The sequence below is a fragment of the Hydrogenophaga electricum genome (assembly GCF_030160815.1).
Lineage (GTDB): Bacteria > Pseudomonadota > Gammaproteobacteria > Burkholderiales > Burkholderiaceae_C > Hydrogenophaga > Hydrogenophaga electricum.
Window position 1 is genome coordinate 83,384 of record NZ_BSPB01000014.1, and the last position, 11,741, is coordinate 95,124.

Consider the following 11,741-nt stretch of genomic DNA (forward strand, 5'->3'; position numbering starts at 1 on the left):
TAATGGCGGCCATGAAGTACCTCGTCATTGTGGCATTCGTGGCCATCCTTGCCAGCCTGGGAGCCGCGCTCGTGTTCATGATGAAAGGCCATGCGCCACCGGCCGAGGGTGAAGGCGGTGAAGCGCCCGCCCCCAATCGCCGCATGGCACGGGCGCTGGCCCTGCGGGTCGCCTTCTCCGTGCTGCTGTTCGTCGCGGTGCTGGTCAGCTACCTGCTCGGCTGGATCCAGCCGACGGGCCTGCCCTTGCGCTGACACCGCGCCACCTCCCGCCAGAAGCAACAAGGCGCCCCGAAGGCGCCTTGTTGGTAACGGATCACGCGGGTATCACATCCAGTAGACCAGGATGTACAGACCCAGCCAGACCACGTCCACAAAGTGCCAGTACCAGGCCGCGCCTTCGAAGCCGAAATGGCGTTGCGGGGTGAAGTGGCCCTTCTGCAGACGCAGCGTGATGAACAGCAGCATCAGCATGCCCACGAAAACGTGGAAGCCGTGGAAACCGGTCAGCATGAAGAACGTGGAGCCGAAGATGCCCGAGCTGAGCTTGAGGTTCAGGTCGGCATAGGCATGCGCATATTCATAGCCCTGCACGAACAGGAAGATCACACCGAGCAGCACCGTCATCCACATGAAGGCGATGGTCTTGGCGCGGTTGCCAGCCTGCAGCGCGTGGTGGGCGATGGTCAGCGTGACGCCCGAGGTCAGCAGCAGCGCGGTGTTGATGGTCGGCAGCCAGAACGGACCGACGGTCTGGAAGGGCTCGACGATGCCACCCGGCGATGCCGTGGCACCCGCCTGCGCGCTGGGCCAGATGGCCGAAAAGTCGGGCCAGAGCAGCGCGTTTTCGATGTTGCCCAGATTGGGAATCGCCTGCACCCGCGCCCACCACAGTGCGGTGAAGAAGGCGCCGAAGAACATCACTTCGGAGAAGATGAACCAGCTCATGCTCCAGCGGAACGAGATGTCGATCTTGCGACCATAGAGGCCGCCCTCGCTCTCACCCACGGCGTCGCGGAACCACTGGAACAGCACGATGAGCCAGAACGCCAGGCCGAAGACCAGCGAGTACATGCCCCATTGCGCACCGTTGATCCACTGCCCCGCGCCCAGGATCACGAAGAACAGCCCCAGGGCAGCGAGCGCCGGATGGCGGGAGAGTCCAGGGACAAAGTAATAAGGTGTGGTGCCGTGGGATGCTGCGGTCATGCTCGCTCCTGAATGCCTTCGCTTTTATGGTCTGTGAGAAATAAGGTCTGAGATCCGTGGCGTCACCCGCCGGCCACCCAGTTGACGATGCCCATGAGCAGGAGCACGAACAGGAAAGCCAGGACCACCCCCACCGCCATGATGTGCAACGGGTTGAGGCGGGCAATGTCTTTTTGGTAGTCGGCCTGACGGCGCACGCCCAGGAAGCCCCAGAGCACGGCCTTGACCGTGTCTTTCAGGCTGCCTTTGCGTGCCGGCGGCGTGGGCTGTTGTGTGCTCATACAGCCCCCTGTGCGGCCGGAACTGGCGGGCGGGTCAACGTGGCCTGCGGCGCCGGCGGCGTCTGCATGCCGACTTCGAAGAAGGTGTAGGACAGCGTGATGGTCCGCACGTCCTTGGGCAGCTTCGGATCAATCACAAAAGCCACCGGCCACGACTTCTTCTCGCCCGGCGCCAGGGTGTACTGCGAAAAACAGAAACACTCCAGCTTGTTGAAATGGGCCTCCGACTGCTTGGGTGCATAGCTCGGAATGGCCTGCGCTGCCATGGTGCGGTTCTGGATGTTCTGGAACTCGTACATCACGGTCTTGAGCTCACCCGGGTGCACGTCGATCGACCGCATTTCGGGTTTGAAATGCCACGGACCACGGACATTGACGTCGAACTCCACCGTCACGGTGCGCGAGGTATCCACCTGGGTATTGGCCGGCAGACCTCGGGCCACGCCAGGAATCTGGCGCTCGGCCACCGCCAGCACGTTGATGCCCAGGGCATCGCAGATCGCACGGTACATCGGCACCAATGCGTAACCGAAGCCGAACATGCCCAGCGTGATCACGCCGAGCTTGCCGAGCATCTTCCAGTTTTCGCGGTGCAGTGCCATGTCCGTCCAGGGTGGTCGCGTGCGTCAGCCGCCGAGCAGGGCCATCTTGCCCATGAAGCCCAGCAGGAAGATGAGCGCCACCGAGGCCAGGATCAGCCCGAGGCGAACATTCTTGCGGCGCAGGTCGTTGTCCATAACAAGGTGTCCGATCCGGGTCAGCCCACCACGCGGGTGGCGGTGGCGTCCAGCTTGGGCGGGTTTTCGAAGGTGTGGTGAGGCGCCGGTGACGGCACTTCCCATTCGAGGCCCACAGCGCCCTCCCAGGGCTTCTGCGGGGCCTTTTCACCCTTGCCGCGCATGGCTGGAACGACCACGAACAGGAAGAAGTAAACCTGTGCAAAACCGAAGAAAAAGGCCCCCACCGACGCGATCATGTTGAAGTCGGCGAACTGCATGGGGTAGTCGGCGTAGCGGCGAGGCATGCCGGCCAGCCCCAGGAAGTGCATCGGGAAGAAGGTGACGTTGAACGAGATCATCGACCACCAGAAATGGATCTTGCCGCGCGTTTCGCTGTACATCACGCCGGTCCACTTGGGCAGCCAGTAATAGACGCCCGCAAACATGGCGAACAGGGAACCGGCCACCAGCACGTAGTGGAAGTGCGCCACCACGTAGTAGGTGTCCTGGAAGTTGATGTCGATGGGCGCCATCGACAGGATCAGGCCGGTGAAGCCACCCATGGTGAACACGAAGATGAAGCCCACAGCCCACATCATCGGGGTCTCGAAGGTCATCGAACCCTTCCACATGGTCGCGATCCAGTTGAAGATCTTCACGCCCGTGGGCACGGCGATCAGCATGGTCGAGTACATGAAGAACAGCTGGCCCGTCACCGGCATGCCGGTGGTGAACATGTGGTGCGCCCACACGACGAAGGACAGGATGGCGATGGAGCCGGTGGCATACACCATGGAGGCGTAGCCGAACAGCTTCTTGCGCGAGAAGGTCGACACCACATGGCTCACGATGCCGAAAGCCGGCAGGATCATGATGTAGACCTCGGGGTGGCCGAAGAACCAGAAGATGTGCTGGTACATCACCGGGTCGCCGCCACCGGCGGGGTTGAAGAAGCTGGTGCCGAAGTGGCGGTCGGTCAGCGTCATGGTGATGGCGCCGGCCAGCACGGGCATCACGGCGATCAGCAGGTAGGCGGTGATCAGCCAGGTCCAGGCGAACATCGGCATCTTCATCAGCGTCATGCCAGGGGCGCGCATGTTGAGGATGGTCACGATGATGTTGATCGAGCCCATGATCGACGAGGCACCCAGAATGTGCATCGCGAAGATGGCTGCATCCATCGAGGGGCCCATCTGCAGCGTCAGCGGCGCGTACAGCGTCCAGCCGGCGGCGGGAGCACCGCCGGGCATGAAGAACGACAGCACGATGATCACGGCCGCCGGAATCATCAGCCAGAAGCTGAAGTTGTTCATGCGGGCGAAAGCCATGTCGGAAGCGCCGATCTGCAGCGGCAGCATCCAGTTCGCGAAGCCCACGAAGGCCGGCATGATGGCCCCGAACACCATGATGATGCCGTGCATGGTCGTGAGCTGGTTGAACAGCTCGGGGTTGACCAGTTGCAGGCCGGGCTGGAACAGTTCGGCCCGGATGCCCAGCGCCAGCACGCCGCCCACCATCAGCATGGTGAACGAGAACAGCAGGTACAGGGTGCCGATGTCCTTGTGGTTGGTCGCGAACACCCAGCGCCGCCAGCCGGCGGGCGCATGGTGGTGATCGTGGTCGTGCGCGTCGTGGTGGTCAAGCACTGCACTCATGTCGTTTTCCTTTGATGCTCAAATTCCTGGGTGCGGCGCGCTCACTGGCGGGCGACGACCACTTCGGCGGGCTGCACGATCTGCTCGGTCTGGTTGGACCAGCTGTTCTTGGCGTAGGTCATCACCGCCGCCAGTTCGGTATCGGACAGCTGTTTCCAGGACGGCATCGCCCCCCCGGCGGCGCCGTGCAGCAGCACCTGGATCATCTTGGCGTGATCGGTGTCGGTCACGATGGCCGAGCCGTCGAGCGGCTTGATCGGGCCGGCGCCCTTGCCGTTGGCCTGGTGGCAAGCTGCGCAGTTGGCGGCGTACACCGATTCGCCTCGCTTGACCAGATCGCTCAGCACCCAGACCTTGTTCGGATCGTCTGCGGCGGCAGCCATCTTCTTCTTCTCGCCATCAACCCAGGCGGAATAGTCCTCGGCCGACAGCACCTTCACGTGGATGGGCATGTAGGCGTGTTCCTTGCCACACAGCTCGGCGCACTGGCCGTAGAAGTCACCGGTCTTTTCGGCACGGAACCAGGTGTCGCGCACGAAGCCGGGGATCGCGTCCTGCTTGACGCCAAAGGCCGGCACCATCCAGGCATGAATCACGTCGTTGGCCGTGGTGATGACGCGGATCTTCTTGCCCACCGGCACCACCAGCGGGTTGTCGACCTTGAGCAGGTAGTCGTCGGTCGGGGCGGGTTTGCCGCTGTTGGACATTTCGCGGTGGGTCACGTCGAGCGTGGACAGGAAGCCGATGCCCTCGCCTTCCCCCTTGAGGTAGTCGTAGCCCCACTTCCACTGCATGCCGGTGGCCTTGATGGTGATATCGCTGGCGGTGGTGTCCTTCTGCGCCACCAGCACCTTGGTGGCCGGCAGGGCCATGCCGATCACGATCAGCAGCGGCACGATGGTCCAGCCCAGCTCGACCCAGATCGGTTCGGGCAGCTCCTGCGCCTTGTGCCCCACCGACTTGCGGTGCTTGACGATGGAATAGAACATCACCCCGAACACCAGCACGAAGATGACGGTACAGATCACCAGCATGAACCAGTGCAGCCAGTGCTGCTCTTCGGCGATGCGGGTGGCGGGCGGCGCGAAGTTCAGCTGGTTGACGGCCGGGCCGCCCGGAAGGTCATTGACCCGGGCGTGGGCGGTCGCTCCCGCCCAGGCACCAAAACCGAGCACAGCCCCCGAAACCATCCCGTGCAGGCCCGACAGTCGCCCACGCAGGGAACCAGCTGTTGTCTTCGTCATACTCACGTTCACCGCCTCAAATATAAGTATTGATTTATATCAACCGATTAGAACAAACTTTCCCCGAATCGCCCTTCAGGGATAACCCACATTCAGGCCATCCGCAATGCTTGGCGCATCTCATTGAGCAACACCGCGCGCTGATCCGGGCGCAGAAAACGCCCCACCCGCACGATCTGGGCGCCGGCGGTGACCTCCACCAGCCACCCTTCGCCTTCGGCAGCCCTCAGGCGAACCCATTCCCTCACGAACTCGGCCCGACGCATGCGACCGGCACTTTCCTGCTCCACCACCAAGCGCTGGCCATCCAGCCAGATGCGCTCGAAATCGGTGGCATGGCGGGCGTGCACCACAAAGGCCATCCCGAGCACCAGCACTTCGAGCAACGCGAACGGCAATACCAGCACCGCCCCCTGCCACCAGAACAGACTGGCCACCAGCAACGAAGACAGCCCAATAACCGCCAGCCCCGCCCCCAACTGCGCGGGTGTTGCCGAGCAGTTGCGCCGCATGAGCCAGCATCCGCCGGCCGCACCGGCGGGCGCTGCAGAAGCCTCCTGCTGCCCGACACCCATTGCTGACACCACCCAGAAAAACACCGGCTGTGACCGGTGAAGCAGAAGTCAACCTCGAAAGTTTGATTTATATCAATTGTAGCGGCGTCCGAAGCGGGTGCAGGCCCGGCCGGACACCTGGGCGACGCCGCCACCCGCGAGGGACGCGGGCTCAGCGCGGCGGACGCTGGCGCAACTGGTTGCGCATCTCGTCGAGCGAGACAGTCTGGGTGCCACGGTCCCTGGGCACCGGTTTGTAGGCGTGGCCATAAACGATTTCAAAGGTCATCTGCAGACGGCCGTCATCGCCCCGCGGCAACCCCGACTCCAGCACCTCCACCAGCGCGGCCCGTCCGCCCGGCGCCTGCAAACGGGGAGCGCGATCCGTGGACAGGTTGCGGCCCAGGGTGCGCAACTCATCCAGCAGCGCGGCGCCACTGGAATAGGTGAGCACGATGCGCTCCATGTCCATCACGGGCTCGGCAAAGCCGCTTTGCACCAGCATGTCGCCCCAGTCGTGCATATCGGTGAAGGCCTGGGCCGGCGGCCGCCAGCCCCGGGCCGCGTACAGCGCGCGCAACTCGCGCAGCGTGTCCGGCCCCAGACAGGAAAACATGAGGAAGCCGTCGGTCCGGATCAGCCCCTGCCAACGGCGCAACAGCGCCTGAGGCTGCGGTTCGGCGTGCAACGCCAGGTTGGACCAGAGCATGCCCACCGTCTCGTCGGGCACCCAGGCGCGCGTGCGCGTGTCCCGGCGCAGCCACTGCGAAGGGTGCCAGGCCGGCCCCGGCCGGCGTGCGCCTGTGGCCGCGAGCGCGGCATCCAGGTGTTCGGCCCAGACCAGCGCCTGCGCCTGCGGCAAGCGCTCGACCAGTGCCGCATGCGCCCGCAGCCCCCCCAGCACCGGCTCCCAGTGCAACCAGCTGTCCGGCAGGGTGCGGAACCACCCCAGCCGGTCCATCATGCGCCGGGCCACCTCTTCGTGCAGCCAGGCACTGCCCTCGGCCGGGCGCCGCAACCAGCGGTGAGCGGCAAGCGCATCCAGACCAGGCACCTCCGACACGGGCATTTCAGAAACAGACGGGGTGGACACGGCGCAGGGCAGAGGAAGAAGGAAAACGAACGGAACGGCAACGCCGGCCGGCCAGTATATTGGCCCCATGTGGAGGATGTGGACACCCGCCCGGGAAGCCCTGGCCGGCACTTGCCAGGTCTGCGGCCGCTGGCCCGCCGCGCCGGTTTGCGCCGCCTGCGAACACCGTTTTGCCATGCCCCGGCCGCGCTGCGAGCGCTGCGCCCTGCCGCTCCCGCCCAAGGCCGGCCCCCTCTGCGGCGAATGCCTTGCCTGCGCAGCCCACGATGGCCTGGACGCCTGTGAAGCCGCCGTGGACTACGCCTATCCCTGGGACGGCCTGGTCGCGCGCTTCAAATTCCGGGGCGAGCCGGCCTGGGCCGGCACCTTCGCCCGGCTCCTGCGCCGATCAGCACGGCTGAACACCTGGCTGCAGGAGGACGACCTGCTGGTACCCATTCCCGCCGATCCGCAACGCCTGGCCACCCGGGGCTACAACCCGGCCTGGAACCTGGCCAAGGCGCTGCGTCGCGGCAGCCCCTCGCCGGCCATCGACACGCTGCCCATGGGTCTGGTCCGTCTGGGCACGCCCCGCGCCCAGCACGACCTGCCGCGCGCCGAGCGCCTGCGCAATGCCCGGGGCACCCTGGCCGCGCACCCGGAACACGCAGCGCGCCTGCATGGCCGGCGGGTGTTGCTGGTGGACGACGTCTGCACCACCGGCGCCACCCTGGAAGCCGCCGCGCAGGCCCTGCGTGCAGCCGGCGCCCGGTCGGTGCGCGCCTGCGTCTTTGCCCGCACACCCGATGATCGGGGCCTGCGCGCCGAAGCTCACGAAACACGCGATACCCTGTGAGGAGGGCTTCGCCCGCGCGGCTATCATCGGCTGCACAGGGAGAGCAAAAAAACCAGTTCACTGGTTGCACAAGGGCCATGCAGCCCCAGGGTTCGGCACGCCGGCATGTTTCACATCGTCCTCGTTGAACCGGAGATCCCGCCCAACACCGGGAACGTGATCCGCCTGAGCGCGAACACCGGCTGCACACTCCACCTGATCGAACCGCTGGGTTTTTCGATGGAAGACAAGCAGATGCGGCGCGCCGGCCTCGACTATCACGAATACGCCAGCGTGCAACGCCACGCCAGCTGGCCCGACTTCGTGCAGCAGGCCCAACCCGACCCGTCCCGCCTGTTCGCGCTGACCACCCGAGGCAGCCACAACGCCTTCGAGCAGCGTTTCCAGCCCGGCGACTGGCTGGTCTTCGGGGCCGAAACCCGCGGTCTGCCGGAAACCCTGCGCGAATCGTTTCCGGCCTCGCAGCGGCTGCGCCTGCCGATGCGCCCAGGCCAGCGCAGCCTCAACCTATCGAACGCCGTGGCGGTGCTGGTTTTTGAAGCCTGGCGCCAACAGGGCTTTGCCGGCATGGGATCGTGAAAGCCATGATCCGCACGCTGACCCGTCTGCTGCGTGCGCGCTTCCAGCGCGCCCAGAAGCCCCGGCGTTTCCCCACCGCCCGGGACATGTACCAGATCCGTGAAGCCATGCTCTCGGCCATGAACGACTGCGAAAGCAGCGGGGCCGACCGTCTGCGCCAGCGCCTCTACCAGGCCCGGGCGCCGCAGGAGCTCTGGCTGCTGCGCAACGACATCTACCAGCTCGTCTCCCAGCGGCACAGCCAGTCGGAAGCGGCCCAGCGCATCAACGCCCTGATGCCGGTCTTCGAAGGCTGGGTCGACGCCAAGCAGCTGCTGCGCATCAAATAGCCGGCGACCACCCCGTCAGCCCCCCCTTTCAAGGGTATTGCCGCACCAGCGCCTCGGCCACGCAAACCGGCTTGTCGCTGCCCTCGCGCTCCACGAGCATCTGCCAGGTCATCTGCAGCCCCTGGTTCTCGATCGGGTCGGCCGACAGCAGGGTCATGCGCCCACGCAAGCGGCTGCCCACCGGCACCGGCGCCGTGAACCGCACCTTGTTCAGACCATAGTTGACGCCCATGCGGGTCTGGCGCACCACGAAGCTGGACTCGAAGAACAGCGGCAGCAGCGACAGCGTCAGGAAACCATGGGCGATCGGCGCACCAAACGGTCCCTGGCGGGCGCGCTCGACGTCCACGTGGATCCACTGGTGATCACCCGTGGCCTGGGCGAACAGGTTGACCTGTTCCTGGGTGATGGTGAACCAGTCGCTGAGCGCGACTTCCTGTCCCACGCAAGCGGCCAGATCGGCCAGGGTTTCAAAGACTTTCATGCTGGCCATTCTGGCGACCGCGGGCCCGTCGAACGTGTCAGGCCCGGGACAACTCCGGGTATTCCCGCAGGCTCAGGCCCGACAGGCCGCGTCAGTCGGCCAGCCAGCGGCACAGACCGGCCCACTGGCCCAGATCCTTCTCGACCCGGCTGGGCGCGATGTCGAACAGGGTGAGCCCGCGCGCAGCCAGGTGGATGTAGTTCTGCGTGTCGCGCAGGTATGCCAGCACCGGCAGCCCCAGGCCCTCGACAAACTCGCGCAGCTTGTCCGCGGCGATGGTGCGCTCGTCCACCCGCATGCCGACGATGCCCACCTCCAGCGTCTGGCCGCGCTTGGACTCGGCCAGTTCGTCCAGGAAAGCCCGCGTGGCGTAGATGTCGAAGATGCTTGGCTGCAGCGGCACAAGCACCTTGTCGGCCAGCTTGAGCACGTCCTTGAAGCGCCAGCCGTGCAGGCCCGCCGGGGTGTCCAGCACCACATGCGAAACGTCGCGCGGCGGCCGGGCGATGAAATCGCTGGAAATCTCCCAAGTCTGGATCGGGCGGGCCGCGGGCGGGCGCAACCCCAGCCACAGGCGGGACGATTGCTGGCGGTCAGCGTCACCGAGCATGACCGCATGCCCCTGGCTGGCGAAATACCCCGCCACGTTGGTCGACAGCGTGGACTTGCCCACACCGCCCTTGGGATTGGCCACCACCACCACCGGCATACCGACCTCCTGTTGCTTGAACCGGAGGCTATGTTATCGCCATGCGTCCCAAACCAGCTTCAACCCGGTCAGCAGCATGCCCGCGTACACCAGGCGGTAGAACAGCACCGGGTTGATGCGGTGCGCGATGCGCACCCCGACCCAGACCCCGATCGGCGCGAACGGCAGCAGCGCCAGCGACGTGGCCATGTTGCGCCAGTCCAGCAGGCCGAGCCAGGCGTAAGGCAGCCATTTGGCCAGGTTCACGAAGAAAAAGAAAAAGGCCATCGTGCCGGTGAACAGCAGGGGCGGCAGTTTCAGCGGAATCACGTAGGCGTTGATCGGTGGCCCGCCAGCGTGAGCGATGAAGCTGGTGAAGCCGGACGTCATGGCCAGAAAACCACCCAGCCAGCGCGGTGGCGGCGGGCTGTCGGGACGGGGCGGGAACAGCAGGCGCTGCGCCAGGAACAGCAACGTCGCGACGCCCACGATGCCGGCCACCATGCGCGCGTCCAACAGGCGGAAGGCCAGGGTGCCGACCACAATGCCCAGCAGACCGAACGGCAGCAGAAAGCGGAACAGCCGGACATCCACGTGGCGCCGGAAGGCGGCGATGCCCATCAGGTCCATCACCAGCAGCACCGGCATCAGGATGGCCGCCGCCTGCGGCACGCTGATCGCCAGCGCCATCAGCGGCACCGCCAGCGACCCGAAGCCGGCGCCAAAGCCGCTCTTGCTCACGCCCAACAGCAGCACGGCCGGGATCGCCACGGCATAAAAAAACGGATCGGTGATCAGCGGCAGGGCGGGCATGGACAATCGGGCGATGCAAAACGTTCAGGTCTGGGGCGAAACCCTGCGCTTGCTGGTGGAAATGGCCGCCACCGCCGCCTTTGCCCTCTCCGGGATCATGGAGGCGGCGCGCAAGCGGCTGGATGCGGTGGGGGTGTGCGTGGTGGGCTTTTTGGCCGCATTCGGCGGGGGCACGCTGCGCGACCTGCTGCTCGACCAGCGCCCCTTCTTCTGGGTGCGCCATGTGGAGATGCTCTGGGGCGTGCTGGCGCTGTGCGTGCTGGCCATGCTGTTCCTGCGGACGCGCCATTTTGCCCTGACCGAACGCGCCATCCAGTGGCCCGACGCGCTGGGCCTGGGCCTGTTTGCCGCCACCGGCGTGCACCAGGCCCTGCTGCTCGAATTGCCGGCCCTGGTGGCCGTGCTCATGGGCCTGATCACCGGCGTGTTTGGCGGGGTGCTGCGCGACGTGGTCTGCAACCAGATTCCCGCCGCCTTTCACGACCACCGCCCCTACGCGGTCTGCGCCTTTGCCGGCGGCTGGGTTTATGTGGGCCTGTGGCAGGCCAACGCCCCGGGCTGGGTCGCCCTGGTGTCGTGTGTGGGCGTCACGGCCGGGCTGCGGGCATTGAGCCTGTGGCGCAACTGGCAGTTGCCTGCCTGGAAAACATAGGGGCCCCCTCGCTCCGCCGCTGCGCGGGTCGCTGCCCCCCGAGGGGGTGCGGATTCAGCTTGGGGCGGCCCGGCGCTTGAATCCCGGGCCCCCACGCTCCGCCGCTGCGCGGGTCGCTGCCCCCACTGAGGCTGCAGTTGCCTTGGGGCAGGTTTTTGATCCCCGCGCTTCGCCGCTCAAGCTCAGACCCGCTCGATGACCAGCGCAATGCCCTGCCCGACCCCGATGCACATGGTGCACAGCGCGTAGCGCCCGCCCGTGGTGTGCAGCCGGTTGACCGCCGTGGTCGCCAGCCGCGCGCCACTGGCCCCCAGCGGGTGGCCCAGCGCGATGGCACCGCCCCAGGCGTTGACCCGCTCATCATCGTCCGCCAGCCCCAGCAGGCGCAGCACCGCCAGCCCTTGCGCCGCAAAGGCTTCGTTGAGTTCGATCACGTCCATCTGCGCCAGGGACAGCCCGGTCAGCGCCAGCACCTTTTCGGTCGCCGGTGCCGGGCCGATGCCCATCACGCGCGGGGCCACCCCGGCCGTGGCCATGCCCACGACCCGGGCCCTGGGCGTCAGGCCGTAGCGGGCGGCCGTGGCTTCATCGGCCAGCAGCAGCGCGC

Annotated in this window: 16 protein-coding genes and 1 pseudogene; 5 read left to right on the forward strand and 12 right to left on the reverse strand. The window is 66.1% G+C overall.

Annotated features, from left to right (window positions below):
- The first annotated feature begins 11 nt into the window (after nucleotides 1-11).
- Entirely contained in the window at nucleotides 12-254 is a 243-nt protein-coding gene (locus QQK43_RS10880; protein ID WP_234266225.1) for a twin transmembrane helix small protein, read from the forward strand.
- 72 nt (nucleotides 255-326) lie between these two features.
- Here QQK43_RS10880 and QQK43_RS10885 read toward each other — a convergent pair whose 3' ends face one another.
- From QQK43_RS10885 to QQK43_RS10920, 8 genes are all read right to left on the reverse strand, one after another.
- Nucleotides 327-1,208, reverse strand: coding sequence for a cytochrome c oxidase subunit 3 (locus tag QQK43_RS10885; RefSeq protein ID WP_234266226.1), 882 nt, complete (start codon nucleotides 1,206-1,208; stop codon nucleotides 327-329).
- Between the two features lie 62 nt (nucleotides 1,209-1,270).
- A complete protein-coding gene (locus QQK43_RS10890) occupies nucleotides 1,271-1,489 on the reverse strand; it encodes a DUF2970 domain-containing protein (protein ID WP_234266227.1) in 219 nt (72 codons plus the stop codon).
- Complete coding sequence (locus QQK43_RS10895; RefSeq protein WP_234266228.1) at nucleotides 1,486-2,091, reverse strand: cytochrome c oxidase assembly protein; 606 nt, start codon at nucleotides 2,089-2,091, stop codon at nucleotides 1,486-1,488. Before QQK43_RS10895 ends, QQK43_RS10890 begins: the two co-directional genes overlap by 4 nt.
- Before the next feature lie 24 nt (nucleotides 2,092-2,115).
- Nucleotides 2,116-2,226 (reverse strand): cytochrome oxidase small assembly protein, encoded by a 111-nt coding sequence (locus tag QQK43_RS10900; RefSeq protein WP_234266229.1) that lies wholly within the window; start codon nucleotides 2,224-2,226, stop codon nucleotides 2,116-2,118.
- Between the two features lie 20 nt (nucleotides 2,227-2,246).
- The gene (ctaD, locus tag QQK43_RS10905; RefSeq protein WP_284307770.1) at nucleotides 2,247-3,863 is read right to left on the reverse strand and encodes a cytochrome c oxidase subunit I; all 1,617 of its coding nucleotides are present in this window, start codon (nucleotides 3,861-3,863) and stop codon (nucleotides 2,247-2,249) included.
- 41 nt (nucleotides 3,864-3,904) lie between these two features.
- On the reverse strand, nucleotides 3,905-5,053 hold the full coding sequence (gene coxB / locus QQK43_RS10910; RefSeq protein WP_284307783.1) for a cytochrome c oxidase subunit II: 1,149 nt from the start codon (nucleotides 5,051-5,053) through the stop codon (nucleotides 3,905-3,907).
- 146 nt (nucleotides 5,054-5,199) lie between these two features.
- Nucleotides 5,200-5,619 carry a DUF2244 domain-containing protein gene (locus tag QQK43_RS10915; protein WP_284307771.1) on the reverse strand — a complete coding sequence of 140 codons (420 nt, stop codon included), beginning with the start codon at nucleotides 5,617-5,619 and terminating at the stop codon, nucleotides 5,200-5,202.
- Between the two features lie 214 nt (nucleotides 5,620-5,833).
- Entirely contained in the window at nucleotides 5,834-6,730 is an 897-nt protein-coding gene (locus QQK43_RS10920) for a class I SAM-dependent methyltransferase (RefSeq protein WP_284307784.1), read from the reverse strand.
- Between the two features lie 100 nt (nucleotides 6,731-6,830).
- Here QQK43_RS10920 and QQK43_RS10925 point away from each other — a divergent pair, with 100 nt between their 5' ends.
- The 3 genes from QQK43_RS10925 (at nucleotide 6,831) to QQK43_RS10935 (ending at nucleotide 8,497) form a co-directional block, all read left to right on the forward strand.
- Nucleotides 6,831-7,589, forward strand: a complete 759-nt coding sequence (locus QQK43_RS10925; RefSeq protein ID WP_284307772.1) for a ComFC family protein — start codon at nucleotides 6,831-6,833, stop codon at nucleotides 7,587-7,589.
- Nucleotides 7,590-7,694: 105 nt separating this feature from the next.
- Nucleotides 7,695-8,168: a tRNA (uridine(34)/cytosine(34)/5-carboxymethylaminomethyluridine(34)-2'-O)-methyltransferase TrmL gene (trmL, locus tag QQK43_RS10930; protein WP_234266233.1), complete on the forward strand. Its 474-nt coding sequence runs from the start codon at nucleotides 7,695-7,697 to the stop codon at nucleotides 8,166-8,168.
- Nucleotides 8,169-8,173: 5 nt separating this feature from the next.
- Nucleotides 8,174-8,497: a hypothetical protein gene (locus QQK43_RS10935; protein WP_284307773.1), complete on the forward strand. Its 324-nt coding sequence runs from the start codon at nucleotides 8,174-8,176 to the stop codon at nucleotides 8,495-8,497.
- A 28-nt stretch (nucleotides 8,498-8,525) separates the two neighbouring features.
- On the opposite strand, the gene QQK43_RS10940 is transcribed toward QQK43_RS10935, so the two are convergent.
- The 3 genes from QQK43_RS10940 to QQK43_RS10950 all read right to left on the reverse strand — a co-directional run bounded on the left by QQK43_RS10940 (nucleotide 8,526) and on the right by QQK43_RS10950 (nucleotide 10,482).
- Complete coding sequence (locus QQK43_RS10940; RefSeq protein ID WP_284307774.1) at nucleotides 8,526-8,981, reverse strand: MaoC family dehydratase; 456 nt, start codon at nucleotides 8,979-8,981, stop codon at nucleotides 8,526-8,528.
- Between the two features lie 91 nt (nucleotides 8,982-9,072).
- The gene (locus QQK43_RS10945; protein ID WP_284307775.1) at nucleotides 9,073-9,690 is read right to left on the reverse strand and encodes a nucleotide-binding protein; all 618 of its coding nucleotides are present in this window, start codon (nucleotides 9,688-9,690) and stop codon (nucleotides 9,073-9,075) included.
- Between the two features lie 33 nt (nucleotides 9,691-9,723).
- Nucleotides 9,724-10,482: a sulfite exporter TauE/SafE family protein gene (locus QQK43_RS10950; RefSeq protein WP_234266237.1), complete on the reverse strand. Its 759-nt coding sequence runs from the start codon at nucleotides 10,480-10,482 to the stop codon at nucleotides 9,724-9,726.
- A gap of 13 nt (nucleotides 10,483-10,495) precedes the next feature.
- Between QQK43_RS10950 and QQK43_RS10955 the strand changes: the two genes are divergently transcribed.
- Nucleotides 10,496-11,134: a trimeric intracellular cation channel family protein gene (locus tag QQK43_RS10955; protein WP_284307776.1), complete on the forward strand. Its 639-nt coding sequence runs from the start codon at nucleotides 10,496-10,498 to the stop codon at nucleotides 11,132-11,134.
- Nucleotides 11,135-11,316: 182 nt separating this feature from the next.
- Here the strand turns inward: QQK43_RS10955 and QQK43_RS10960 are convergent.
- Nucleotides 11,317-11,741, reverse strand: a pseudogene (locus tag QQK43_RS10960) (3-oxoadipyl-CoA thiolase); the annotation flags it as partial.

Excerpts from the sequence above, each read along its gene's own strand:
- QQK43_RS10880 (WP_234266225.1), top strand. The coding sequence starts at position 12 with ATGAAGTACCTCGTCATTGTGGCATTCGTGGCCATCCTTGCCAGCCTG.
- QQK43_RS10885 (WP_234266226.1), bottom strand. The coding sequence starts at position 1,208 with ATGACCGCAGCATCCCACGGCACCACACCTTATTACTTTGTCCCTGGA.
- QQK43_RS10890 (WP_234266227.1), bottom strand. The coding sequence starts at position 1,489 with ATGAGCACACAACAGCCCACGCCGCCGGCACGCAAAGGCAGCCTGAAA.
- QQK43_RS10895 (WP_234266228.1), bottom strand. The coding sequence starts at position 2,091 with ATGGCACTGCACCGCGAAAACTGGAAGATGCTCGGCAAGCTCGGCGTG.
- QQK43_RS10900 (WP_234266229.1), bottom strand. The coding sequence starts at position 2,226 with ATGGACAACGACCTGCGCCGCAAGAATGTTCGCCTCGGGCTGATCCTG.
- ctaD (WP_284307770.1), bottom strand. The coding sequence starts at position 3,863 with ATGAGTGCAGTGCTTGACCACCACGACGCGCACGACCACGATCACCAC.
- coxB (WP_284307783.1), bottom strand. The coding sequence starts at position 5,053 with ATGGTTTCGGGGGCTGTGCTCGGTTTTGGTGCCTGGGCGGGAGCGACC.
- QQK43_RS10915 (WP_284307771.1), bottom strand. The coding sequence starts at position 5,619 with ATGCGGCGCAACTGCTCGGCAACACCCGCGCAGTTGGGGGCGGGGCTG.
- QQK43_RS10920 (WP_284307784.1), bottom strand. The coding sequence starts at position 6,730 with ATGCCCGTGTCGGAGGTGCCTGGTCTGGATGCGCTTGCCGCTCACCGC.
- QQK43_RS10925 (WP_284307772.1), top strand. The coding sequence starts at position 6,831 with ATGTGGACACCCGCCCGGGAAGCCCTGGCCGGCACTTGCCAGGTCTGC.
- trmL (WP_234266233.1), top strand. The coding sequence starts at position 7,695 with ATGTTTCACATCGTCCTCGTTGAACCGGAGATCCCGCCCAACACCGGG.
- QQK43_RS10935 (WP_284307773.1), top strand. The coding sequence starts at position 8,174 with ATGATCCGCACGCTGACCCGTCTGCTGCGTGCGCGCTTCCAGCGCGCC.
- QQK43_RS10940 (WP_284307774.1), bottom strand. The coding sequence starts at position 8,981 with ATGAAAGTCTTTGAAACCCTGGCCGATCTGGCCGCTTGCGTGGGACAG.
- QQK43_RS10945 (WP_284307775.1), bottom strand. The coding sequence starts at position 9,690 with ATGCCGGTGGTGGTGGTGGCCAATCCCAAGGGCGGTGTGGGCAAGTCC.
- QQK43_RS10950 (WP_234266237.1), bottom strand. The coding sequence starts at position 10,482 with ATGCCCGCCCTGCCGCTGATCACCGATCCGTTTTTTTATGCCGTGGCG.
- QQK43_RS10955 (WP_284307776.1), top strand. The coding sequence starts at position 10,496 with ATGCAAAACGTTCAGGTCTGGGGCGAAACCCTGCGCTTGCTGGTGGAA.